This is a genomic window from Chryseolinea soli (genome assembly GCF_003589925.1).
Taxonomy (GTDB): domain Bacteria; phylum Bacteroidota; class Bacteroidia; order Cytophagales; family Cyclobacteriaceae; genus Chryseolinea; species Chryseolinea soli.
This window is the reverse complement of sequence record NZ_CP032382.1, coordinates 1,632,674-1,656,857: the sequence shown is the minus strand read 5'-3', so window position 1 is coordinate 1,656,857 and position 24,184 is coordinate 1,632,674. Positions and strand designations below refer to the sequence as shown.

Here is a 24,184-nt window from a genome sequence, read left to right as displayed (position 1 = left end):
CGCCGTGGATCTTTTCTGACAGGCCATGTTCCCGACACTTCTTCATTCAAACGCCGAGCATACATGAAAACTTTTCAAAATCAGGTAGCCATTGTCACGGGCGCCGGGCAAGGCATCGGGTTGGCGATCTGCCAGCAACTGGCCGCACAAGGCGCGAGCGTGGTGTTGAACGACATTGAAACATCGCTCGCGGAAGATGCGGCGGCCGCCGTCCGGAAGGAACATGGCGTGTGTATCCCGTTTGGAGGCGACGCTTCCAACCCAGCCTTCATCCAGGAAATGGTGGACGAGGCCGTAAAGCAATTCGGCAAGCTCGACATCGCCGTGGCCAATGCAGGCATCACGTTGTTTGGTGATTTCTTTGAATACAAGCCCGCCGATTTCAATAAAGTAATGAACGTAAACCTGGGCGGCAGCTTCTTTCTGGCGCAGGCCGCCACGCGGCAAATGAAAGAGCAGGGTTCGGGTGGACGGGTGCTGTTCATGTCGTCGGTGACGGGTCACCAGGCGCACAAAAACTTGGCGGCTTATGGCATGAGCAAAGCTGCGCTGGAAATGTTAGCCAAGACGTTGGTGCTCGAACTATCACCGCATCAAATCACAGTGAATGCCATCGCGCCGGGTGCCACGGCCACCGAGCGCACGCTGAACGATCCCGACTATGAAGCCACCTGGTCGCGGATCACCCCCATGGGAAAACCCGCCACCACCGAAGACATCGCGCATGCCGCGCTGTTTTTGATCTCGCCGCAAGCCGGCCACGTGACGGGGCAAACGCTGGTGGTGGACGGAGGCTGGACCAGCGTGAGCCCATCGCCGTATTAAGTCGCACCCTTTGGGTATAAAATTCCCCAGCCGGATCGAGGCACACATGCGAATCGCCTGAATTCAACCGAATTCGCAGGGAATGGATGGGGCATATGGATTGTATTCCATCAGTCATCCAACCCTCAAGGCTATGATATCTCTACAACGCACGATCTTAATTTTTCTCAGTGGGATATTATTGGCCATTGCCATCGTGAGCGGTTATAAAGTGCACGAATTCTCGGCGCAGCGTGCGGAAATAAAAAAAGACTACAGCATTCTCAACAACATCACCTACGGATTGTTGTCGGTCAACGCCTGGCGCGATCACATCGTACGCGTCGTCACCCATCGCATCGACGACTTTGAATTCACAAAGCCCCAGCGTGCAGCCGCCAAGGCGGAGATCGCCGTTGCACTCCACGCGGTCATCAACCGGGCGGACAGCATGATCGATCGAAAGCAAAAAACAATCGGCGGAAAACTGAAGAAATTTGCCGTGAAAGCCCTCGTAAACGAAGAGAAGCTTCACGCCAAAGTGCCACAATTTGCCGAAACGATCTTGAGTGAAATCGAGAAACCCAAGAATAAAGAAAAATTAAAAGCGCTCGTCCAAAGCAAGCTCGAAGAGTTCGGCACGATCACCTACGACAGCGCCGCCGACGTGAATCGAGCAGAAGATATTTTGAATAAATATGGTGCTACCGACCTGGCTTCCTTCAACAAAAACTGCGAACAAAAACTGGACGATTTGCAGTCGCGAACGTACTTCTTTACCTATGTGGTGTTGGGCATTATGATTTTCTTCTTAATGATGTGGTGGGTACTGCGCAACCAGCGGCAAGTGCACACACCTTTCTTTGTGATGTCGGTGTTGTTGGCGTTGATCGTGTTGTTTGTGGGGCTCACATCGCCCATGATCGAGATCGACGCGCGCATCAAAGAGCTGAGCTTTCTGTTGATCGGCGAGCGCATCACGTTTCACGACCAAGTGATCTTTTTTCAAAGCAAAAGCATTGTCGACGTGGTGCGCATCCTGATCGAGACCGGCAAATATGACTCCGCGATCGTGGGCGTACTCATCCTATTGTTCAGCGTCGTATTTCCCATCGCAAAACTCATCTCCACCAAACTTTACTTGCTGGGCACTGAACGGTGGAGGAGCAACAAGATCATTCACTATTTTGCTTTCAAATCCGGTAAATGGAGTATGGCCGATGTCAACGTGGTGGCTATCTTTATGGCGTACATCGGCTTCAAAGGCATCCTCGACAGTCAGCTCTCTCACCTCAACACGAAAACAGATTCACTCGCCAGCATCTCCACAAACGAAACAACCTTGCAACCCGGGTTTATTTTATTTGTGGCCTTTGTATTATTTGGATTGATGCTCTCGGCCATTCTACAAAGAATAACCACCCTCGAACCCAAACCCGAACCAACACCGAAACTCGGTAAGGACATTCGACACGCGATTGCGTAATACCTTTGATAGTGTTCCACGCCTTTGGTGGTGTTCTTCACCAACAGATCCACCTACCGCCTTTGTTGGTGTTCTTCACCAACAAATCCAGCTTACTGCCCCTGCCTTTGTTGTTGCTGTCTCCACACCAACAAATTCTATGTCCCGCCACCACGTTTGTTGGCGTTCCGCCGACAAATCCAATCCCATGGCCAACGCACTACCTATGTGCTCTAGCACCCATCCCCACCCCCACTCGCCAAAATCCCAAAAGAAGTATTCAACAACAATGTAACCGGCAAATCTCCCGGCAACCCATAACACCGGATCCCAAACGACATCTTCCCCGACAACATCTTAAACCTTCCCTGCCACGCGGCAACAAAAAATTTAGCACTCCCCGGCGTAAGCCGAAACGTAAAACTATCCGGCAAATAGACATCCGACCGCAGCCAGGTGAGACCCTGATCAATCGAATGAATGGTATGCCCCATAAAATCCATCATAAGGATCTCATCGCGATCCACCCAGAGTTTGGAAATAGCATCATCAGCATAAACGAATGACCATGAGCCACCATCATCAGCGGAAAACATCAGCCCGAGCTGAGTGGCCGCATAGATGCGATCTCCATTCGACACAATGTTATTGATCTGCAAATCACCCTTCACCAGTTTCCACGAACGCGCTTCGTCCCATGAAGCAAACAGACCATGATCGGTACCCGCCAGTAACATGCTTCTCGCGGCATAAAAGCATCTCACCGTCACGTTGGTCAATCCCGATGAAGAGGCATGCCAATGCTCTCCACCATCAACCGAAAGAAAAATCCCTTTTCCACTGGTGCCGGCCAGCAGGAGTTTGTTCGCATAATTCAGCAACGCATTTACTTGTGTTTCTTTTGGGAAGTCGGGACTGCGATACCACTTCAGGCTTCGGTCGCTCAAATAGATCCCGTGTGCTCGGGTGCCGGCTACCAATGTATTGCCAAATGTCGTCCAGGCATTCACGGTACCGCCCGCGGGAAATCCATCGCTTGCAGGTTCCCAGTTTTCACCTTGATCTTTGCTGATATAGAGGGTTGGCGTTTGTCCCAGTGTGATGTGGCCATGCAGGAGGAAGCATGCCAGGAAAAGTAAGTTCTTCATAGCGGATCGTTTTTGGATTTGAAGGATCAACACCCATTTGCCTTCAAGTGGATCTCCAACGCGATGGCATCGGAAATCGCTCCGTCGCCGATGGAGGAGAAAATTTTTCCGGAGTTGTAGCGAACATTCCATCGCGTGCGGTCGAATTTGAGTTTCGCGGTGGCCTGCAACTGGCCGTCTTTGAGCTCGACGGTTGCAGGGAAGGTGAGGGTGTTGGTGATGCCCTTTAATGTGAGCGTGCCGGTGATCTCATAGTTGGGAAAATTGGGTCCGTCCTTTAGTTCCTTGGTTTTGGTGATCGTGAACCGGGCGGAGGGATATTGGGCGACGGAGAAAAAGTCGTCGCTCTTCAAATGGTCTTCCAGGTCTTTGGCGCTGCTCTCTCCGCGCATGTCAACGTCTTCGATGCTGTTCATGTCGAGCTCGAAGAACCCACCGGTGATGCGGTTGTCGGCCACTTCGATCTCGCCTTTGGTCAGGCGAATGGTGCCGGTGTGTTCGTTGAAATTGAAAGCATAGTAGCCCGTCCAGGCCACGGTGCTTTGCTTGGTGTCGACCATTAGAAATTCAGATTTGCCGGGCCCGGCCGTGAAACTGCTCAGGGCGAGGATGACAAAACAGGCGAGAATAACGTTGCTGTTGCGATAGGATTTCATGATCGATGCGGTTAAAGTGTCAGACAAACCTAGCGCAGCGGTCCTGGGGGTTCGTAAAAGCGATGTAAAAAGATGTTAATGATTTGTAAAATTTTAAAGCGCCGCAGCTTTAGGTGTTACCTTTAGGGGACAACGATTTCTTTATGAAAAAACGAAGAATGTTCAGCGCCATCCTCGCGGGCGCGGTACTCGCCATCGGCGGGCTGCTGGTGTTGCAGACCATTTGGTTTAGAAGCGCCTACGCCGTGGAGGAACAACAGTTTGACAACAAAGTGAACGTGGCCATCCGCGCCCTGACCGACGACTTGCTGAAAGCCGAAGGCGACTCCACCTCAGTGATCAAGCCCATCCTAAAGAAAGCGACCAATGCTTACTATGTTGATTTTAAACATGCGCTCTCCTACCACGTTCTGGATTCACTGCTTCGCAAAAACTTTGTCCGTCACGAGGTTAACCTCCCCTTTGAGTTGACGATCTATGGGATGCAACCGGGAAGCATTGTGCTGGGAAATTACTATTCCGACGGTGCGACCTCAAAAAATAATGCTACCTGCGGATCGCGCGCCCTGCCCGCCTCGACGCCCATGGATTTTATGATCACCTTTCCCGGAAAACGAGCCGACATTGTGAGTGGTATGAAATTTTGGATCCTGTCGGCCATTGTGTTCCTGGTCGTGCTGTCGCTTTTTGCATTTCTGGTGATCGATTTGATGAAGCAGAAGAAACTTTCAGAGATCAAAACCGATCTCATGAACAACATTACGCATGAGCTGCAAACTCCCATCGCCAACATCTCTATTGCCAGCGAGGTGCTGCGAACGGGGGCGGGAAGAATGGACGAACAGAAATCACTTCATTACGCCAACATCATCTATGAAGAAAACCGGCGTCTGAAATTCCAGGTGGAACAGGTGCTCCAGGCTGCGCTTTTCGAGAAGGGTCAGATCTCCCTCATCAAAACCGAAGTGGATGTGCACGCTCTGGTAGAAGAAGTGATCCGGAATTTTCAATTGCGCATCCAACACCGCCACGGCCAATTGAATTGTCGTTTGGAGGCTGCCAAGCCCGTCGTGCTTGCCGATGCGTTTCATTTGGCCAATATTTTTTACAGCTTGTTGGATAATGCCGACAAGTATTCACCTGACAAGCCCGACATCGTGATCACCACCACCAACACCCTCAGTGGTATTCTCATCGCCATTGCCGACAAAGGCATTGGCATCCGCCGCGATGTGCAGCGCTATATTTTCGACAAATTCTATCGCGCAGGCACAGGCAACGTGCACAACGTGCGGGGCTATGGACTGGGCTTAACCTATGTTCAAAAAATAGTGCAAGCCCACCAGGGAAAGATCTCGCTGACCAGCGAGCCGCACCAAGGAAGTCGTTTCGAATTGTATTTTGAAACCTGTTGACCGATGAGCCTCAAGATCCTATTGGTGGAAGACGACGAAAACATGCGCTTCATGCTGCAAGACAATCTCGAAATGGCAGGCTACAACGTGCGTCCCCTCGCCGACGGGCAAACCGCACTGAGCGCATTCATGAAAGAGGCCTTTGATCTTTGCGTGATCGACGTCATGCTCCCCAAGAAGGATGGCTTCACCCTGGCCACCGACATCCGGAAGCTCAATCAACAAATCCCCATTGTATTCCTCACGGCGCGAAACGTGAAAGAAGACCGTATACAAGGTTTCCGGATTGGGGCGGATGACTACATCACCAAGCCGTTCAGCCTCGAGGAATTTTTATTGCGCATCGAAGCGATCCTGAAGCGCGTATACCACACCCCCACCAAAGCCGACGAACAATTCACTTACCCGTTGGCCCGGTTCACGTTTCATTTCAATCAACAGAAGATCGTCAAGGATGATCTGGCCGTGGAGCTCACCCGCAAAGAAGCAAAGCTGTTGCGCTTGTTTTGTCTTCATCAAAACAAAGTGATCGAGCGCGACATCATCCAAAAAGCCATTTGGGAAGACGAAGGATATTTCGTGGGCCGCAGCATGGACGTTTTCATTTCAAGGCTGCGCAAAATATTTAAGGACGATCCGGCGGTGAGCATTCAAACCATTCACGGCATTGGTTACAAGCTGGAAGTGGCTCCCCAAGGTCAGCCTACCGAAAAGTGATAGCCGATCCCTTTGATGGTGATGATCTTGATGGAAGGATCTTCTTTCAAATAGTCGCGCAATTTTGTGATGTACACATCGAGGTTTCTCGAATTGAAGAAGGAATCGTCACCCCAAAGTTTCAATAGAATGTCTTTCCGGAGTGCTGTGGCATTTTTGTTATCTATTAACGCCTGAAGCAAAGTGGATTCGCGATGGGAGAGTTGCCGCGTGCGATCGCCCAGGCGAAGTTCATAGCGCAACGGAATAAAATGATATTGCCCGATAGCGACGACCTCTTGCGAGGACGATCCATTTTTTTGAACCCGGGTAAGTTGAAGCAGGTTGTTGATCCGCACAATAAGCTCCTCCATGCTAAAAGGCTTTCGCAAATAATCATTACCACCCACCTCAAAGCCTCTCAGCAGGTCTTCGGTTTGAACTTTGGCCGTCACAAAAATGATCGGCATCCCTGCCGCGATCTGCCGGATCTCTTTGGCGATGGCGTATCCGTCTTTCGAAGGCAGCATGATGTCGAGCACGCAAATATCGGGAAGTAATTCTTTGAAGGCTGCTGCCGCGTCGTTTCCATCCGTGATCATGGCCACTTCAAAATCCCGGCTCTCCAGGCTCTCCTTCACAATGCGTCCCAGGAAAGGCTCGTCTTCAACGTATAGAATTTTTGTTTTTTTCATAATTCAATGGCGTGGTGTAGATGGATAACGCAGCATGATCCTGAAGTTAGCTTCTTGGCAGCGTCACTTTGAACGTGCTGCCTTTTCCCGGCTCACTTTCTACTTCGATATTCCCGTGATGGCTTTTCACAACGTTGGCTACATAGCTCAAGCCAAGTCCATATCCTTTTGTGTTGTGCACGTTGCCGGTGGGCACGCGGAAGAATTTTTCAAATATTTTTTTCTGATAACCCGGGTCGATACCCACGCCTTCGTCGCGAACCATCAGCACCAGGGAAGCCTCATTTCTTTTTAACGTCACTTCAATATTCGGCTTCTGCGGACTGTACTTCAACGCGTTGTCCAGGAAATTGTAGACCATATATGACAGGTTTACCGCGACGCCATCTAAAATAAAATCGGTGCCGTCTTTACTATACCGAACCGTAGCGCTCCGTCTTTCAAAAACCGGTTTCATGGAAGCCAACACTTGTTGCAGCATTTCGTCAAAATCGAAAGCAGTCCGCGGCAATTGCGCGCCCTCGCTCTCCAGGATGGAGTTCTCCATGATCTTGTCGGTCATGCTGCTCAAACGATTCAGTTCGCTTTGCGCGATGTCGAGATACTCGGCCGTGAGTTGTGGATTATTTTTTGCCTGGAAATTCTTCACGGCCTCCAACGCCACGCTCACCGTGGCCACTGGGGTTTTCAACTCGTGCGTCATGTTGCTGATGAAGTCGTTCTTCAAATGTACCAACTGCCGTTGCGAGCGCATGCTGCGATACATGACAAAAAAAGCCAGGCAGGTCATGCCCGTCAGGAAGACCGAGAACAGGATCTGCGGTGTGATCTGAGCGAGCAAAACCCTCGATATGTTGGGAAAAGAAGCCGCGTAGCGATCCGTTGGATTGACATGAATGAAATCCGACACCAGCGTGTCGCGTAGAAAACGCGATCGGCGATAGTTGTTATCATCGTCATCATTTTTTCGTCCTCCCAGCCGGTCGTCCAAGGGAAACAGGGAGGGACGTTGGGTGGCGACGAATCTTACCTGGAAGGGTACCGCTATTCCCGCTTTGGATAGCGCGACGGTGTAACGAGAAGCAATGCTATCGAGGTTTAGTGTATCCTGCCCGAAGCGTATGAAATAATTGTGACGACCCGGTGTTTTCTGGATCTTGGCCGTGAGTGGCGATACATAGTCCCGAATAGAATCAGGAGGAGCATCGGAAGTGACAATGATCTGCAGGTCCGTTCCTTTCCCTAGCACGCGCATCTTTCGGGCCATCGCCGTGTCGGGCGTATCCGGAAAATGCCCGTTGATATCCAAGCGTCCACCCACTGCCAGCGTAGCCGTATCGGCGATGGAACCGATCGGTTGGATGCGCTTGGCCATCAGCGAATCGCGCATGATGAAGAGGGTGTTCCGGAAAATGTAGTTCGTTTCGCGCCGGAAGTCAAGATAGGCCTTCTCATACGAGCTCCGCAGCCACAAACCTTGCAGCACCACCATCAGCGCGATGCTGCTGGCCATGAGGGCAAGCGGGAGAACATCCTTTCTTTTCTTCATGCAAAACAAAGGTAACACAGTTCACGAATGCCCCGAACGCCTTTTAACCTTAATTAACATTCCATTCAGCTTCATTAACCGCTTTCGAAAAAGGCGCCCTGTACTTTTACAGGCATAGAAAGACACAAACAAAACAAAATATTATGAAACGGATACTATTGCTGTTGGGAGTGCTCACCATGTTTGCGGCCTCCGGCATCGTTTTGGAACAAGTGCCCGAGGGCGTCATCACCTATGAAGTAAAAGTCAACATGCACCGCCGCCTGCCGGCCGATCGCCAGGAAATGAAGAATACGATGCCGGAATTCAACATCTTCAAAGACCAGCTTTTCTTCAATCCTTCCGAGTCGCTCTACAGACCGTTGGAGGAAGACGAGGAAGAATTTGCCGGCGACAACGTCCCGGTCATGCGCTTTGCCCGTCCGAACGCCGAGACCTACGTGCATCCCGCGTCAGGCCGGCACCTGGTGTCGCAGGAATTTATGGGCAAACGCTACCTCATCGAAGACACATTGAAAGTAACAGCCTGGAAGTTTGGCAACGAGTCGAAAACCATTCAAGGCTACACGTGCAAACAAGCGACTTTCCGAAACGAGGAGCGCAAGCAAAATGTGGTCGCGTGGTACACCGACCAACTGCGCCCATCGATGGGCCCCGAGAACTTTAACTCGTTGCCCGGCACGATCCTGCAGATCGATATCAATGAAGGTGAGCGCGTCATCACGGCCATCAAGATCGAAGGCCGCCCGCTGAAAAAGGGAGAGATGAAAATTCCTTCCTCCGGACAACGCATCACGCAAAAGGCATTTTCCAAAATGATGGAGGAACAAATGGAGCGCATGCGTGCCAACGGTGGCGGTGGGGTGATGATCCGAAACTGATTTTAGTTCTCCGTTACACACTAATTTGACGACGAGCACGCTTATGCAAAGGAATTTTTTACTGACTTTATTTTTTCTAGCCAGCGTTGTCGCTACAGCGCAAAAAATAACCATCAAGGGTCAGCTCCAGGACACGGCGCGCGTGGCGTTGCCTTCGGCCACGATCATGATCCTGAATCCCAAAGACTCGTCGCTGCTCAACTATGGCTTGAGCAATGCCGACGGCGTCTTCGAAATACGAAACATCGCGCGACAAAACTATCTTTTCAAAGTGACCTTTGTCGGTCTTGCGCCGTATACGAAATTTATTCAGCCCACCCCCGATCAAGTGGAGATCGACCTGGGCGTCATTCGCATGAAACCGCAGTCGAGCATGCTGGCGGCCGTTACGGTAGAGGGCGATCGCGCGCCCGTCACGGTGAAGCATGACACCATCGAATTCAATGCCGAAGCATTCAAAACCGTGAAACAAAACGCGGTGGTGGAGGACCTCTTGAAAAAATTGCCCGGCGTTGAAGTAGACGCCGACGGCACCATCCGCGCCCAGGGCGAACAAGTGCAGCGTGTCATGGTAGACGGCAAGCCCTTCTTCGGCACCGACCCCAAGCTGGCCACCCGAAACCTGCCCGCCGATGCCGTCAAAAAAGTGCAACTCTACGACAAGAAATCCGACCAGGCCGCCTTCTCCGGCATCGACGACGGTCAGCGCGAAAAAACGATCAACCTCGAATTGAAAGAAGAGAAACGCAACGGCGCCTTCGGCAATGCTTCGGCGGGGGTGGGCACCAACGACCGCTATGCGGCCAAAGCCAATCTTAATCGCTTCAAAAAAGGCCAGCAATTTTCCTTCCTCGGCATGGCCAACAACGTGAACGAACAAGGTTTTTCCATCGACGACTACATGACCTTCACCGGCGCATCTCGGCAAATGGGAGGTGGCGGGCCAGTGCGCATCCAGATAGACGGCAACAACCAGGGTGCCGTGCCCCTTAATTTTGGCGGGCGCAACAGCGGGATCATGAGCAACTATGGCGGCGGACTCAATTTCAACCACACCTTCAACAAAAAGACGGAGTTGAACAGCAGCTATTTCTACAACGCGCTCGACCACAACCTGCTTCAAACGACCGACCGCACCAACTATTTTCCCACGGGCGATCTCACGTTCAACCAGGTGAGCCGGCAACACAACACCAACCAAAACCATCGCCTCAACACCGTGCTGGACCACAAGATCGACTCGCTGAATTCCCTGCGTTGGACAACCACCCTAACCTACAACGAAACCGACGCGCACGAGAGCAGCACCAGCCAAAACCTGAACGCCGACGGCACTACCGCCAACGAAAGCCAACGCCAAACCTCTTCGTCCGGCAGCACCACCACCCTGAACACGTCGCTGCTCTGGCGGCACCGGTTTGCCAAAAAAGGCAGAACGCTTTCCACCACGGTCACGCTGGGCATCACCGACACCGACCGGGATGGTGCGCAAGATGCCACCAACACGTTCTATGGCGACACTACGCAAGTCACCCACCTGCTGCAAAGCAACGTGCAAGACACCAAGAACAATTCGTACGGCGCTAACTTCTCCTACACCGAGCCGTTGGGCCATCGTATGTATCTCGAAGCCAACTACGCCTACCGGCGCAACATGAACGACGTCGATCGCCGGGTCTATGATCTCAACGGCGATGAGTCCACACTAAACGTTCCCCTCAGCAATCAATACAGCAGCGACTATCAATACCACCGGGGCGGGCTCAACTTCAGGGTCAACAAAACAAAATATAACATCACCGTTGGCACAGGCATACAACAAACCTATTTGAACGGCGACCTGAAGCTGCTCAACACCACCATCAATAAATCGTATCAGAACATTTTGCCCGTGGCCCGCTTCAACTACGACTTCTCTTCCAGCAAACACTTCCGCCTGGACTATGAAACCTCGGTACAAGAACCCACGCTCCAGCAACTGCAACCTGTCATCGACAACAGCGACCCGCTCAACCTCAGCACAGGCAACCCCGACCTGCGGCCAGCCTATGCCCACGACTGGAGGCTGAACTTCACGCTGTTCAACCCCACAAACTTCTCCAGCTTCTTTGCGTTCATTGACGCCACCTACACGCGCAACGCCATCACCACCTCGCAAACTTTCACGGAACAACAAGTTCGCGTTTCACGGCCCGTCAACGTCGATCAAAACACGCGCGTCACCGGCAACGCCACCTACAGCTTTCCCATTTCGAAGTTGAAAAGCCGCTTCGGCATCACGGCCACGGCCACGCGGCAAAACGGGGTGAACGTCGTGAACGACGCCGAAAGCAACATCGCCCAAAATACGGTGGGCGGCACGTTGCGTTATAATTTCCGCTACAACGAGATCTTCGACATCGACCTCAGCGCCAACCTCAGCCGGCAGTCCACCCACTACGAATTCAACACGCAGGCCGACCAGTTGTTCTTCAACAAGACCTACTCAGCCGAAACCAACCTCACGTTCCTCAAAAACTTTTCCCTCAACGGAACATTCGACTATCTCGTCTACCAAAGCATCTCCACCGACTACAAGCAGGCGATACCGTTGCTCAATTTCTCCGTGTCGCGTTTCTTGTTGAAGAACAAAAGCGGTGAGTTGAAATTTACCGTCAACAATGTGCTGGACAAGAGCATCGGTGTGTCTCAAACCGCCGATGTCAACTACTTTCAGCGCCAGGTCACCAATTCGCTGGGACGATACTATATGCTCACGTTTGTGTACACGCTCAACAAGCACCTCAATCCTATGGGCAATCGTCCGCGCGGCGCCATGATGCGAATCCAACGGAATTGAGAGGCAACACATCGAAGCATGCCGACCGCTCTTCCCAAGAGACTTGTGCCGTTTGACCGGCGCACCTATCTTTGTTTCATGCGATTCCGGTACCCTTATCTTTTTGTCTTCAGTTTGATCTTCATGGCAGCCTCATCACAATACATCCCCAAGTTCGATGTGCAAGGCCATCGCGGCGCGCGGGGCCTGCGTCCTGAAAATACCATACCCGCATTTCTGGCCGCGCTCGACACCGGTGTCACCACGCTCGAGCTTGACGTGGTCATCACAAAAGATAAACAAGTGGTCGTGTCACACGAACCGTGGATGTCGGCCGCCATCTGCCTCGACTCCACCGGCATTCCCATCGCCGAAAAGAACGAGAAGAAGTACAACATCTACCAGATGACCTACGACGAAGTGAAACTCTTCGACTGTGGCTCCAAGGGCAACGAAAAATTTCCCGAGCAACAAAAAATGCGCGTGGCGAAACCCCTGCTCGGCGACGTGATCGCCGCGGTGGAAACGCAAATCAAAAACCTGAACTCCTACGAAGTTGACTACAACATCGAGATCAAAAGCTCCCCACAAGACGAAAAGAAATTTCAACCCACCATCGAAGAATATTCCGACCTGGTCTACAACCTAGTCAACGAATACATCCCCATGGACCGTCTCGTCATCCAATCTTTCGACTTTCGCGTCCTCCAATACTGGCACAAAAAATATCCCGACATCCGTCTCGCCGCCCTCGTCGAGAACACCAAGTCCATCGACGCGAACCTGAAGGACCTTGGCTTCAAACCCTCCGTCTACAGCCCGTATTTTAAGTTGATCAACAAAGAAAAAGTACACTATCTCCACCAGGAAAAAATCCGCGTCATCCCCTGGACGGTTAATGAGGTTTCGGATATGCTTTCTCTGAAGGGTATGGGCGTCGACGGGATTATTACGGACTATCCGGACCGGGCGCGGAAGTATAAGATGACTTTGAATATCGGGCGGAAATGAGGCAAGTATAGTCCCCGAGACAGGAGACTATGCTTGCGGCAAATAACGCCCTTGTTAGTGCTTCACTCAGCGGCGACCAATCCCCTTTCTTGTCTACCGCCTTTGTTGGTGTTCTTCACCAACAAAACCAGCGGCGACACAATGATCCCGGGAAAAAAATGAGTGATACCTAACGAGCACATCTGGCGGCCCCCCTCGTACCTCGGGTCAGGCTATCCGTTCCAAGTCCGCCCAACACCCCAACCCAACGCACTTCGGGCTTTCCACTCCTATCCTTGGCCGATCCCCCGCACATCATTCGCCCTCATTCATGTAGTCCCTGCCCTCGGTGGACTTCGCCCCGTCATCCTCCTTGATGTCTCCCGTCCTGGTGGTGTTCTTCACCAACAAATTTTCTGGTCCCACACTTAATGCCATTTCCCACCCACCACGATCAAACCATTCATGTCCCACCCTCATTTAATATTCCCCCCACTCACGGCCAACCCATCCACCCCTTTGTTGGTGTCCCACCAACAAAGATTTCTGGCTCCACTCACCAACACCGTTCCACACCCCCCACGATCCAGCCCCTCCCCACCCCCTCATCATCATCTTCCCCCACCATGTCCAAGCATAGTCTCCCGCCTCCGGGACTATGCTTTAAAAAAAACATGCATCTACCACGTTACCACTCCCCATCTCACACCACCCCTTCGGCGAACCAATCCCTTTTTCTTATCATTGCACCAAAATCCAACATCCCTCATGAAAAAATACGACGTATACGCCATCGGCAACGCCATCGTAGACATAGTCACCGAAGTAGACGACACCTTCTTCCAGATCAACGGCATCGAAAAAGGTCTCATGACCCTCGTCGATGAAAAGCGTCAATCGGAGTTGATGAAGGCCATCGATATGAAAAAAAGCAAGCTCTCCGGTGGCGGCTCTGCCGGCAACACGGTAGCGGCCATCAACCAATTCGGTGGCAAGAGCTTTTATTCCTGTTTAGTGGCCAAAGATGATCTCGGAAAATTCTTCCTCGAAGACGCCACCCGCAACGGTATCGGCACCAGCCTTAAATACGAAACCCTTCCCGAAGGCCACACCGGCCGGTGCCTGGTCATGACCACACCGGATGCGGGCCGCACCATGAACACGTTCCTGGGCGTAAACGCATTGTTCTCCCCCGCCCACCTCGACGAAGAAGCGATAAAGAATTCCACGTATATATATATGGAGGGCTACCTCGTGCCCAGTCCCGATGGACTCCAGGCCATGTTGGAAACCAAAAAGATCGCCGAAAAACATAAAGTAGGTGTGGCGCTCACGTTCTCGGACCCGAGCATGGTAAAATATTTTGGAGACCAGATGAAGCAGGTAGTAGGCGCCAGCGTCGACCTCCTGTTCTGCAACGACGAAGAAGCCATGATCTTCACCGGCACCAATTCCATCGACGAAGCCCGCGAGGAGCTGAAAAAGGTGGCCAAGCGCTTCGCCATCACCCTCGGCGCCAACGGCGCCCTCATCTACGACGGCGACACCTTTATTAACATAGAGCCCTACACCGTAAAAGCGGTCGACACCAATGGCGCCGGCGATATGTTTGCGGGAGCCTTCATGTATGCCATCACCCACGGCCACAGCTTTGCTGAGGCGGGCAAATTGGCGTCCCTGGCCTCGTCCAAGGTGGTGTCGCAGTTCGGACCGCGCCTCCAAACCGAGCAAGCCCGCAAGGTGCTGACCGATCTGGCGTAGCCCCGGATTTTATATAAAGCATTGATTTTCAGAACATAAATTGCAAAGAGGGCACAAAACTCAGGGTAATCTTGTAAATCCAGAAAATCCTGGTCATCTTTGCAGCCCTTTATTTTTAGAGGTTAACAAATACCGCGATGAAACGTACATTTCAACCTTCCCGCAGAAAGAGAAAGAACAAGCACGGCTTCCGTGAGAGAATGGCAACGGCCAATGGCCGCAGAGTGCTGGCGAACCGCAGAAAGAACGGCCGTAAGAAGTTGACTGTTTCCAGCGAGAAGACCGTAAAGCATAAATAATTGCTTTTCGGCTCACGCGTCCCCACGGAGATTGATTAATTTCAGCTCATGGGGAGGTATACATTCGGCAAGAACGAACGTCTTTCAAAAGAAAAACACATACAGGAACTCTTCGACAAGGGTTCCTCTTTTTATTTCTTTCCCTTCAAGGTGTTTTTCATGCCGCATCCCGACCCGGCACCATCCAGCCACCAGGTCCTGGTCTCCGTATCAAAACGAAACTTCAAAAGGGCTGTCGACCGCAACCTGATCAAGCGCCGCATCCGCGAAGCCTACCGCCTGAATAAGGAACGCTTTCCTGCACAGAACAAATTACTCATTGCGTATATTTATAGTGTGAAAGACATTCTGCCGTCGGCGCAGATCCAGGAACGATTGGTAAAAACGATAAAACGTTTCGACTATGTGGAGAAGAATTAAGTGGCCCTTTCTGTTGGTGATCTCCGTCACACTGTTGGTGGCCTTCCGCAAGCCCGCCGAAAAATATTTCGACATCGCCAAAAGCCTCGACATTTTCGCCACGCTCTTCAAAGAGGTGAACGCCTACTATGTCGATGAGGTAGAACCCCAGAAACTCATCCGCAAAGGCATCGACGGCATGCTCACGTCGCTCGATCCCTACACCGACTACATCGCCGAAGACGAACTGGAATCCTTCCGCATCTCCACCACAGGCCAATACGGCGGCATCGGCGCCCTCATCGGCGTCATCGATAAAAAAACGATCGTCACCCATCCCTACAAAAATTTCCCCGCCAACAAGGCCGGCATCAAAGTGGGCGACGAACTGATCTCCATCGACGGGAAAAGTCTGCAGGGAAAAGTGACAAGCGATGTCAGCGCTTTGCTAAAAGGCCAACCCCGGACGGAAGTAGAATTGAAAGTGAAGCGCTACGGTCAAAAAGATCCCATCACATTCAAGATCACCCGCGAAAAAATCACGCTGGCCAATCTCGCCTACTTCGGCATGATCGAGCCCACCGTAGGCTATATCAAACTGGATGACTTCACCACCGGCGCCGGCCGCGAAGTGTCCGATGCCCTGGTGGCGCTGAAGCGACAAGGGGCGACCAAGATCATCCTCGACCTGCGCGACAATCCCGGGGGCCTTCTCCACGAAGCGGTGAACATCGTAAGCCTTTTTGTTCCGAAAGGACAAGAGGTGGTTTCCACCAAGGGAAAAGTGGAAGAATGGAACAAGCAATATAAAACGCTGAACAATGCCGTGGACACGGAGATCCCGCTGGCCGTGCTGGTGAACGATGGCAGTGCGAGTGCCTCCGAGATCGTGGCAGGAGCTTTACAAGACTATGACCGCGCCGTGCTCATCGGCAGAAAAACATTCGGCAAGGGATTGGTGCAAACCACGAGGCCATTGGCCTACAACTCGCAGTTGAAAGTGACCACCGCGAAATACTACATCCCCAGCGGCCGCTGCATCCAGGCCCTCGACTATACGCACCGCAAAGAAGACGGCACTGTGGTGAAAATGGCCGACTCACTAAAATCGGAATTCAAAACACTCCACGGCCGCAAAGTATACGACGGCGGCGGACTGGATCCCGACGTCGTCACGCAAGATGAATTCCTCAGCGTGGTGGCAGCGTCCATGGCAAGCGACGGACTCGTCTTTGAATATGCCACCCGGTACTGCGCAGAGAATCCCGCACCGCCATCCCTGCAATCGTTCCACCTCACCGACAAGGACTACGAAAAATTCCTGGAGTTTTTAAAGGCAGAAAAATTTACATACGCCACGGTCCTGGAGAAAAATACAAACCAGTTGATCGAGGTGGCGAAAGAAGAACGGTACTACACGGAGATGGAAAGTCAGCTTTCCGGATTAAAAAATAAAGTGGAAGCCCTCAAGGCCACGGATCTCACGCGCTTCAAGGGCGAGATCGTGGAGATGCTCGAAGAGCAGATCGGTTTCCACTACGGCCTCAACGAAGGCCAGGCCGCCGTCACCATTCACCGCGATAAAACCATATTGGAAGCCCGCAAGATCTTGAACGATGCCGGGACCTATCACAAAACGCTCTCCTCAACCGATGTCCTTGCTCCTAAGCCTTGAAACGTCCACCACGGTTTGCTCCGTAGCGCTCCATGAAAACGAAGTGTTGCTGGCCACTGCCGAAGTGCACCGCGAACAATCGCACGCGTCAAAGCTGGCCGTGCTGATCGACGAGGTAGTGCGTTGGGCCGACGTGAAGGTCAGCGATATAAAAGGGGTGGCGGTCTCGTCCGGTCCCGGGTCCTACACGGGACTTCGGATCGGCGCTTCCACAGCAAAGGGATTATGTTATGCGTTGTCGGTGCCGCTGGTGGCCGTGGGCACGTTGGAAATTTTGGCGGCGCAGATGAACAAGACCAACATCACCGGCGCCCGTCTCTGCCCCATGATCGACGCACGGCGGATGGAAGTGTACTGCCAGCTCTTTGATGCACAGAGCACAGCGTTGCAACCCGTGGAAGCAAAGATCATCGACGAGCAGAGTTTTGTAACCGAGTTAAACGAAGGGCCCATTTTGTTTTTTGGCAATGGTGCGGCAAAATGTCGCGAGGTGATCCGTCACCCGGCTGCTTTGTTTGTTCCGGATGTCACGCCCTCGGCGGTGAGCCTGGGGGCACTGGCCAGTCAAAAACTTTTGAGAAACGAGGTAGAGGACCTGGTGCACTTCGAGCCTTTTTACTTGAAGGAATTCATGGTAAAGAAGCCGTCCACCCTAAATCAACCCGTGCCGAACAAATTGGCATAACATTTTTGTTCTAGGAGCATCATGGAAGAAACACAGGATCAAATCGTCAATAAAGTAGCCAACAGTGCACTGGTCACCTTCGACCTGGAACACTATTATCAACCCGGCGAGCGCGTGGTGCTGGATATAAAAGGCCAGCTCTACCAGGAATTGATCCTGAAGGAAAAAGATTTTCGCGATTTCATCCGTCAGCACGATTGGACTGCCTACCAGGATAAGTACGTGGCCATTACCTGCACAGCCGATGCGATCGTGCCCACCTGGGCCTTTATGCTGGTGTCTATTGCCTTGCAGCCCTACGCAAAGCAGGTTGTTTTTGGAACGTTGGAAGAATTGGAGACCGCCATTTTCAAAAAATCGCTCGAAAAAGTAGACTGGACAACGTTCCAAAATGCCAAGGTGGTAGTGAAAGGATGCAGCAAAGTGGACGTCCCGGTGGCTATTTATGTGGAGGCCACAAATAATTTAAGACCTTATGCCGCCAGCATCATGTTTGGCGAGCCCTGCAGCACGGTTCCGCTGTATAAAAAACCAAAAAATTAGGCTGTCGTCTAAACGCTTTATAATCAGTGCACTTTGCGCTGAAAGGCCGTTTTATGGGGCGATGTGGATAACTAATTCCTGAAGATTTTTTGCAGTTTATCGAACAGGAAGTACATTTGGGACCCTTTTGCTAGCAGGGCAGGGGAAATAAAAAAAGTTGAAATATTTTTTGGAAGTGAAAACAAACCAAGTACCTTTGCACTCCCAAATTGAAAATAAGGGCTGAAAATCGGAAGGGTTTTCAGAACGGGTTGAGAGACCACACGTTATTCGCCTCGGCGGATAAAACACGTTCTTTGAATGGATGATAATTGATAGCGGACCCATGAAAACTACAGCCGCGAGGTTGGGGTTTTTGTGATTAATTCTTTTAATAAGAAAAAATAAATGAGAGTCTAGGAATTCAGACAATTATTGTAGTCTGACGAGTATTTGATCTGGAGAGATCTGGGTGAAGAAAGTCGAGACGTATACTGGACCGAGCAATTGGGAAGGTATGAAAGTTTATTACAATGGAGAGTTTGATCCTGGCTCAGGATGAACGCTAGCGGCAGGCCTAATACATGCAAGTCGAACGGTAAATATTTAGCAATAGATATGAGAGTGACGTACGGGTGCGTAACACGTATGCAACCTACCCTTTACAGGCGGATAGCTCGGGGAAACTCGAATTAACCCGCCGTAACATCACGGAGTGGCATCATTTTGTGATTAAATCTACGGAGGTAAAGGATGGGCATGCGTCTGATTAGTTAGTTGGCGGGGTAACGGCCCACCAAGACGATGATCAGTAGGGGAACTGAGAGGTTGATCCCCCACACTGGCACTGAGATACGGGCCAGACTCCTACGGGAGGCAGCAGTAGGGAATATTGGTCAATGGATGGAAGTCTGAACCAGCCATGCCGCGTGCAGGAAGAAGGCCTTCTGGGTTGTAAACTGCTTTTGCCAGGGGATAAAAGTCCCATGCGTGGGAAATTGAAGGTACCTGGTGAATAAGCCACGGCTAACTACGTGCCAGCAGCCGCGGTAATACGTAGGTGGCAAGCGTTGTCCGGATTTATTGGGTTTAAAGGGTGCGTAGGCGGCTTATTAAGTCAGTGGTGAAATACTCTAGCTCAACTAGAGGGGTGCCATTGATACTGATGAGCTTGAGTACAGATGAGGTAGGCGGAATTGACGGTGTAGCGGTGAAATGCTTAGATATCGTCAAGAACACCTATAGCGAAGGCAGCTTACTAGGCTGTAACTGACGCTGAGGCACGAAAGTGTGGGGATCAAACAGGATTAGATACCCTGGTAGTCCACACTGTAAACGTTGATTACTCGCTGTGTGCGATATACAGTACGCGGCCAAGCGAAAGCGATAAGTAATCCACCTGGGGAGTACGCCGGCAACGGTGAAACTCAAAGGAATTGACGGGGGTCCGCACAAGCGGTGGAGCATGTGGTTTAATTCGATGATACGCGAGGAACCTTACCTGGACTAGAATGCCCTTGACCGATCCAGAGATGGATTTTTCCGCAAGGACAAGGAGCAAGGTGCTGCATGGCCGTCGTCAGCTCGTGCCGTGAGGTGTTGGGTTAAGTCCCGCAACGAGCGCAACCCCTATTTTTAGTTGCCAACAGGTTAAGCTGGGGACTCTAAAAAGACTGCCCGCGCAAGCGGAGAGGAAGGAGGGGACGACGTCAGGTCATCATGGCCCTTACGTCCAGGGCTACACACGTGCTACAATGGCGTATACAGAGTGTTGCAAACCAGCGATGGTAAGCCAATCACAAAAAGTACGTCTCAGTTCGGATTGCAGGCTGCAACTCGCCTGCATGAAGTTGGAATCGCTAGTAATCGCGCATCAGCAATGGCGCGGTGAATACGTTCCCGGACCTTGTACACACCGCCCGTCAAGCCATGAGAGTCGGGAGGACCTGAAGGCAGTTGCTGTAAGGCGCTGTTTAGGGTTAAACCGATGATTAGGGCTAAGTCGTAACAAGGTAGCCGTACCGGAAGGTGCGGCTGGAACACCTCCTTTCTGGAGTTGTGTTAGCCTGAGGAGTCTTTAAAGACGAATCACAAAAGGCGCACAACGAAATGAAAACCGACGACTCTTATTCGGGTTCGCTATCAATTACATTTATTCGAGTTTATTAGGTAAAGAGGACAAAATCCGGGCTTGTAGCTCAGGTGGTTAGAGCGCTACACTGATAATGTAGAGGTCCGTGGTTCGAGTCCACGCAGGCCCACGGTAAAAATGGGTTTGGTGGAAGGGCCCAGGACTTTGTAATGAATCAGGGGGATTAGCTCAGCTGGCTAGAGCGCCTGCTTTGCAAGCAGGAGGTCATCGGTTCGACTCCGATATTCTCCACTTGGCCGCCGAAGCCTTGGCGAAGGAGGCCGAAGTTTAGTAAAGACAAAAAGAAAAACTGATTAGCGGGATGCGCTTGTCAGAAAATTGAAAAGTTAGAAAAGGTAAACAGATCCGAAAGGACTGAAAAAAGTTACCACGTTATCAATCCCTTTGGGCGGGCTGTATGAGATAAGCCATCTCGATGCCACCTGGTTGGAATAAGATTGATGAAGGAGTTCATTGACATGCTGATGAAAGAGTAGTAAAAGAGTGTGTATGGGAGACGAAGTGATTCGTCAAACAATACATATAACTAAACGAGCACATAGGTGAGTCCTGCCAAGTAATTGGACAGGACGTCGTTGAAAGAAGTAAATAAGGGCGTATGGGGAATGCCTAGGCTCTCAGAGGCGAAGAAGGACGTGATAAGCTGCGAAAAGCTACGGGGAAGCGCAAATAGCTATTGATCCGTAGATGTCCGAATGGGGCAACCCAGTGTGTTGAAGACACATTACCACCCGTAAGGGATGGAGCAAACCCAGGGAACTGAAACATCTAAGTACCTGGAGGAGAAGAAAACAATCGAGTGATTGCGCAAGTAGTGGCGAGCGAACGCGTAAGAGCCCAAACCGATTCAGTTACGGCTGGATCGGGGTTATAGGACCACATAATCTGACTAACATGAAGTTGAACCGGGTGGGAAACCGGGCCATAGCGGGTGATAGCCCCGTAAGCGCAAGGTGTTAGAAGGAGGTGGTATCCTGAGTAGGGCGGGGTCGGAGACGCCCCGTTTGAATTTGCCAGCACCATCTGGTAAGGCTAAATACTCCTGAGAGACCGATAGTGAACCAGTACTGTGAAGGAAAGGTGAAAAGTACTCCGAATAGGAGGGTGAAATAGAACCTGAAACCATACGCTTACAAGCGGTCGGAGCTGGGAGATCCAGTGACGGCGTGCCTTTTGCATAATGAGCCTACGAGTTATTGTCACTGGCGAGGTTAAGCAGCTGAAGCTGCGGATCCGAAGCGAAAGCGAGTCTGAATAGGGCGCTTAGTCAGTGGGAATAGACGCGAAACTTTGTGATCTACCCTTGGTCAGGATGAAGTTCCGGTAACACGGGATGGAGGTCCGAACTAGTAAACGTTGAAAAGTTTTTGGATGAACTGAGGGTAGGGGTGAAAGGCTAATCAAACTGAGAAATAGCTCGTACTCCCCGAAATGTTTTTAGGAACAGTGTGGAGGTTGAGTTTGTTACAGGTAGAGCTACCAATAGGACTAGGGGGAGTCACATCCTACCAAATCCTGATGAACTCCGAATGGTAACAAATATACTCTGCAATGAGGGCATGGGTGCTAAGGTCCGTGTCCGAGAGGGAAAGAACCCAGACCTGCAGCTAAGGTCCCAAAATCTACACTAAGTTGAACTAAGGCGGTTCAGTTGCTTAGACAGCCAGGATGTTTGCTTGGAAGCAGCAATTCATTTAAAGAGTGCGTAACAGCTCACTGGTCGAGCGACAGAGCATCGATAATAATCGGGCATCAAGTGTAGTACCGAAGCTCAGGATTTAGCAGCAATGCTAAGTGGTAGGGGAGCATTCTGACAGCGGCGAAGTCGTCTGGTAATGGACGGTGGAGCGGTCAGAAAAGCAAATGTAGGCATAAGTAACGATAAGGCAGGCGAGAAACCTGCCCACCGATAGACTAAGGGTTCCGCGGCAATGCTAATCATCCGCGGGTAAGTCGGGACCTAAGGAATAGCCGAAAGGCGAATCTGATGGCCAATGGGTTAATATTCCCATACTACCGTATTGAGCGATGGAGAGAAGGAGGAGTGACAATTCCGCGCCCTGACGAAATAGGGCGTTAAAAGATGTAGGTATATTTTCTGTAGGCAAATCCGCAGAGAATGCTGAAGTCCAACAGTACCAGGAGGCTCCGGCCGAATGGATAGAGAATGTAAGCAGACTTCCGAGAAAATCTTCTAAGCATATTGATACGGTACCCGTACCGCAAACCGACACAGGTAGTCAAGGAGAGAATCCTGAGGTGCTCGAGTGAGTCATGGCTAAGGAACTAGGCAAATTAAACCTGTAACTTCGGGAAAAGGGTTGCCTCTCTTTAGCAATAAAGAAGGTCGCAGAGAAATGGCCCAGGCGACTGTTTAACAAAAACACATGGCTATGCGAAATCGTAAGATGAAGTATATGGCCTGACACCTGCCCGGTGCTGGAAGGTTAAGGGGGGACGTTAGTCGCAAGGCGAAGCGTTGAACTGAAGCCCCAGTAAACGGCGGCCGTAACTATAACGGTCCTAAGGTAGCGAAATTCCTTGTCGGGTAAGTTCCGACCTGCACGAATGGTGTAACGATCTGGGCACTGTCTCAGCCATGAGCTCGGTGAAATTGTAGTCACGGTGAAGATGCCGTGTACCCGTCACGGGACGGAAAGACCCCATGCACCTTTACTATAGCTTCGCATTGACATTGGGTAGATGATGTGTAGGATAGGTGGGAGGCATTGATCCTGTGCCGCTAGGTATAGGGGAGTCAACGGTGAAATACCACCCTTTATTTATCTGATGTCTAATCCGCAAGACCTGCGGAGACAGTGCGTGGTGGGTAGTTTGACTGGGGTGGTCGCCTCCGAAAGTGTATCGGAGGCTTTCAAAGGTATGCTCAATACGCTTGGTAACCGTATGTGGAGTGCAATAGCATAAGCATGCTTGACTGTGAGACTGACAAGTCGAGCAGGGTCGAAAGACGGATATAGTGATCCGGTGGTTCTGTATGGAAGGGCCATCGCTCAAAGGATAAAAGGTACGCTGGGGATAACAGGCTGATCTCCCCCAAGAGCTCACATCGACGGGGAGGTTTGGCACCTCGATGTCGGCTCGTCACATCCTGGGGCTGGAGAAGGTCCCAAGGGTTAGGCTGTTCGCCTATTAAAGTGGCACGCGAGCTGGGTTCAGAACGTCGTGAGACAGTTCGGTCCCTATCTGTGATGGGCGTAGGAAGTTTGAGAGGATCTGACCTTAGTACGAGAGGACCGGGTTGGACCAACCGCTGGTGTACCGGTTGTGGCGTCAGCTGCATCGCCGGGTAGCTACGTTGGGACGAGATAAGCGCTGAAAGCATCTAAGCGCGAAACTCACCTCAAGATGAGACTTCCATTAAGGGACGTCAGAGACTATGACGTTGATAGGCTGCAGGTGTAAAGGCAGAAATGTCAAAGCTGAGCAGTACTAATTACCCGAACGCTTCAGAAAAGATAAAATACAATTTTATTCAGACGCACACTGTGTGCTCGTTTAACTCTTCTACACTGCTCTTTCATCAGGCCACATGTCAACGATATTAAGTTTG

General features: G+C 51.3%; 17 protein-coding genes, 2 tRNA genes and 2 rRNA genes. 17 read left to right on the top strand and 4 right to left on the bottom strand.

Annotated elements, in window-relative coordinates; translation table 11 throughout:
* Nucleotides 1-63: 63 nt before the first annotated feature.
* Together D4L85_RS07070 and D4L85_RS07065 are read left to right on the top strand one after the other, a co-directional pair.
* Entirely contained in the window at nucleotides 64-825 is a 762-nt protein-coding gene (locus D4L85_RS07070) for an SDR family NAD(P)-dependent oxidoreductase (RefSeq protein ID WP_119753659.1), read from the top strand.
* Between the two features lie 133 nt (nucleotides 826-958).
* Nucleotides 959-2,290 carry a paraquat-inducible protein A gene (locus tag D4L85_RS07065; protein WP_160143583.1) on the top strand — a complete coding sequence of 444 codons (1,332 nt, stop codon included), beginning with the start codon at nucleotides 959-961 and terminating at the stop codon, nucleotides 2,288-2,290.
* A 212-nt stretch (nucleotides 2,291-2,502) separates the two neighbouring features.
* On the opposite strand, the gene D4L85_RS07060 is transcribed toward D4L85_RS07065, so the two are convergent.
* Nucleotides 2,503-3,417: a WD40/YVTN/BNR-like repeat-containing protein gene (locus D4L85_RS07060; protein ID WP_160143582.1), complete on the bottom strand. Its 915-nt coding sequence runs from the start codon at nucleotides 3,415-3,417 to the stop codon at nucleotides 2,503-2,505.
* Nucleotides 3,418-3,443: 26 nt separating this feature from the next.
* Nucleotides 3,444-4,073 carry a YceI family protein gene (locus D4L85_RS07055; RefSeq protein WP_119753655.1) on the bottom strand — a complete coding sequence of 210 codons (630 nt, stop codon included), beginning with the start codon at nucleotides 4,071-4,073 and terminating at the stop codon, nucleotides 3,444-3,446.
* A 143-nt stretch (nucleotides 4,074-4,216) separates the two neighbouring features.
* Between D4L85_RS07055 and D4L85_RS07050 the strand changes: the two genes are divergently transcribed.
* On the top strand, nucleotides 4,217-5,488 hold the full coding sequence (locus tag D4L85_RS07050) for a sensor histidine kinase (RefSeq protein ID WP_119753653.1): 1,272 nt from the start codon (nucleotides 4,217-4,219) through the stop codon (nucleotides 5,486-5,488).
* Nucleotides 5,489-5,491: 3 nt separating this feature from the next.
* Nucleotides 5,492-6,205: a response regulator transcription factor gene (locus tag D4L85_RS07045; RefSeq protein WP_119753651.1), complete on the top strand. Its 714-nt coding sequence runs from the start codon at nucleotides 5,492-5,494 to the stop codon at nucleotides 6,203-6,205.
* Here the strand turns inward: D4L85_RS07045 and D4L85_RS07040 are convergent.
* Together D4L85_RS07040 and D4L85_RS07035 are read right to left on the bottom strand one after the other, a co-directional pair.
* Nucleotides 6,187-6,879: a response regulator transcription factor gene (locus D4L85_RS07040; protein WP_119753650.1), complete on the bottom strand. Its 693-nt coding sequence runs from the start codon at nucleotides 6,877-6,879 to the stop codon at nucleotides 6,187-6,189. The genes D4L85_RS07045 and D4L85_RS07040 overlap by 19 nt on opposite strands.
* A gap of 46 nt (nucleotides 6,880-6,925) precedes the next feature.
* Nucleotides 6,926-8,428 (bottom strand): sensor histidine kinase, encoded by a 1,503-nt coding sequence (locus tag D4L85_RS07035; RefSeq protein WP_119753649.1) that lies wholly within the window; start codon nucleotides 8,426-8,428, stop codon nucleotides 6,926-6,928.
* A 143-nt stretch (nucleotides 8,429-8,571) separates the two neighbouring features.
* On the opposite strand from D4L85_RS07035, the gene D4L85_RS07030 reads away from it, so the two are divergent.
* The 13 genes from D4L85_RS07030 to D4L85_RS06970 all read left to right on the top strand — a co-directional run bounded on the left by D4L85_RS07030 (nucleotide 8,572) and on the right by D4L85_RS06970 (nucleotide 24,087).
* Nucleotides 8,572-9,309 carry a GLPGLI family protein gene (locus D4L85_RS07030; RefSeq protein WP_119753648.1) on the top strand — a complete coding sequence of 246 codons (738 nt, stop codon included), beginning with the start codon at nucleotides 8,572-8,574 and terminating at the stop codon, nucleotides 9,307-9,309.
* Between the two features lie 43 nt (nucleotides 9,310-9,352).
* Nucleotides 9,353-12,148, top strand: a complete 2,796-nt coding sequence (locus tag D4L85_RS07025; RefSeq protein WP_119753646.1) for an outer membrane beta-barrel family protein — start codon at nucleotides 9,353-9,355, stop codon at nucleotides 12,146-12,148.
* Between the two features lie 18 nt (nucleotides 12,149-12,166).
* The gene (locus tag D4L85_RS07020) at nucleotides 12,167-13,138 is read left to right on the top strand and encodes a glycerophosphodiester phosphodiesterase (protein WP_228450793.1); all 972 of its coding nucleotides are present in this window, start codon (nucleotides 12,167-12,169) and stop codon (nucleotides 13,136-13,138) included.
* A gap of 747 nt (nucleotides 13,139-13,885) precedes the next feature.
* Nucleotides 13,886-14,878, top strand: coding sequence for an adenosine kinase (locus D4L85_RS07015; RefSeq protein ID WP_119753645.1), 993 nt, complete (start codon nucleotides 13,886-13,888; stop codon nucleotides 14,876-14,878).
* Between the two features lie 137 nt (nucleotides 14,879-15,015).
* Complete coding sequence (rpmH, locus tag D4L85_RS07010; protein ID WP_073142521.1) at nucleotides 15,016-15,177, top strand: 50S ribosomal protein L34; 162 nt, start codon at nucleotides 15,016-15,018, stop codon at nucleotides 15,175-15,177.
* Nucleotides 15,178-15,225: 48 nt separating this feature from the next.
* Nucleotides 15,226-15,597 carry a ribonuclease P protein component gene (gene rnpA, locus D4L85_RS07005; protein ID WP_119753643.1) on the top strand — a complete coding sequence of 124 codons (372 nt, stop codon included), beginning with the start codon at nucleotides 15,226-15,228 and terminating at the stop codon, nucleotides 15,595-15,597.
* Nucleotides 15,581-17,251 (top strand): S41 family peptidase, encoded by a 1,671-nt coding sequence (locus tag D4L85_RS07000; protein ID WP_119753642.1) that lies wholly within the window; start codon nucleotides 15,581-15,583, stop codon nucleotides 17,249-17,251. Before rnpA ends, D4L85_RS07000 begins: the two co-directional genes overlap by 17 nt.
* Nucleotides 17,229-17,936, top strand: a complete 708-nt coding sequence (tsaB, locus tag D4L85_RS06995; RefSeq protein WP_119753640.1) for a tRNA (adenosine(37)-N6)-threonylcarbamoyltransferase complex dimerization subunit type 1 TsaB — start codon at nucleotides 17,229-17,231, stop codon at nucleotides 17,934-17,936. Before D4L85_RS07000 ends, tsaB begins: the two co-directional genes overlap by 23 nt.
* Nucleotides 17,937-17,957: 21 nt before the next feature.
* Nucleotides 17,958-18,479, top strand: a complete 522-nt coding sequence (locus tag D4L85_RS06990) for a DUF2480 family protein (RefSeq protein WP_119753638.1) — start codon at nucleotides 17,958-17,960, stop codon at nucleotides 18,477-18,479.
* 509 nt (nucleotides 18,480-18,988) lie between these two features.
* Nucleotides 18,989-20,508 (top strand): 16S ribosomal RNA (locus tag D4L85_RS06985).
* Between the two features lie 137 nt (nucleotides 20,509-20,645).
* A tRNA-Ile gene (locus tag D4L85_RS06980) sits at nucleotides 20,646-20,719 on the top strand.
* A 48-nt stretch (nucleotides 20,720-20,767) separates the two neighbouring features.
* Nucleotides 20,768-20,841: transfer RNA gene (locus D4L85_RS06975), tRNA-Ala, on the top strand.
* Nucleotides 20,842-21,188: 347 nt separating this feature from the next.
* Nucleotides 21,189-24,087: ribosomal RNA gene (locus D4L85_RS06970) — 23S ribosomal RNA — on the top strand.
* Together the 16S and 23S rRNA genes with 2 tRNA genes alongside form the textbook arrangement of a ribosomal RNA operon.
* The last annotated feature ends 97 nt before the right edge of the window (nucleotides 24,088-24,184 follow it).

Bases quoted from the DNA above. Each gene is read 5' to 3' on its own strand.
- D4L85_RS07070 (WP_119753659.1), top strand. From the start codon at position 64: ATGAAAACTTTTCAAAATCAGGTAGCCATTGTCACGGGCGCCGGGCAA.
- D4L85_RS07065 (WP_160143583.1), top strand. From the start codon at position 959: ATGATATCTCTACAACGCACGATCTTAATTTTTCTCAGTGGGATATTA.
- D4L85_RS07060 (WP_160143582.1), bottom strand. From the start codon at position 3,417: ATGAAGAACTTACTTTTCCTGGCATGCTTCCTCCTGCATGGCCACATC.
- D4L85_RS07055 (WP_119753655.1), bottom strand. From the start codon at position 4,073: ATGAAATCCTATCGCAACAGCAACGTTATTCTCGCCTGTTTTGTCATC.
- D4L85_RS07050 (WP_119753653.1), top strand. From the start codon at position 4,217: ATGAAAAAACGAAGAATGTTCAGCGCCATCCTCGCGGGCGCGGTACTC.
- D4L85_RS07045 (WP_119753651.1), top strand. From the start codon at position 5,492: ATGAGCCTCAAGATCCTATTGGTGGAAGACGACGAAAACATGCGCTTC.
- D4L85_RS07040 (WP_119753650.1), bottom strand. From the start codon at position 6,879: ATGAAAAAAACAAAAATTCTATACGTTGAAGACGAGCCTTTCCTGGGA.
- D4L85_RS07035 (WP_119753649.1), bottom strand. From the start codon at position 8,428: ATGAAGAAAAGAAAGGATGTTCTCCCGCTTGCCCTCATGGCCAGCAGC.
- D4L85_RS07030 (WP_119753648.1), top strand. From the start codon at position 8,572: ATGAAACGGATACTATTGCTGTTGGGAGTGCTCACCATGTTTGCGGCC.
- D4L85_RS07025 (WP_119753646.1), top strand. From the start codon at position 9,353: ATGCAAAGGAATTTTTTACTGACTTTATTTTTTCTAGCCAGCGTTGTC.
- D4L85_RS07020 (WP_228450793.1), top strand. From the start codon at position 12,167: ATGCCGACCGCTCTTCCCAAGAGACTTGTGCCGTTTGACCGGCGCACC.
- D4L85_RS07015 (WP_119753645.1), top strand. From the start codon at position 13,886: ATGAAAAAATACGACGTATACGCCATCGGCAACGCCATCGTAGACATA.
- rpmH (WP_073142521.1), top strand. From the start codon at position 15,016: ATGAAACGTACATTTCAACCTTCCCGCAGAAAGAGAAAGAACAAGCAC.
- rnpA (WP_119753643.1), top strand. From the start codon at position 15,226: ATGGGGAGGTATACATTCGGCAAGAACGAACGTCTTTCAAAAGAAAAA.
- D4L85_RS07000 (WP_119753642.1), top strand. From the start codon at position 15,581: ATGTGGAGAAGAATTAAGTGGCCCTTTCTGTTGGTGATCTCCGTCACA.
- tsaB (WP_119753640.1), top strand. From the start codon at position 17,229: ATGTCCTTGCTCCTAAGCCTTGAAACGTCCACCACGGTTTGCTCCGTA.
- D4L85_RS06990 (WP_119753638.1), top strand. From the start codon at position 17,958: ATGGAAGAAACACAGGATCAAATCGTCAATAAAGTAGCCAACAGTGCA.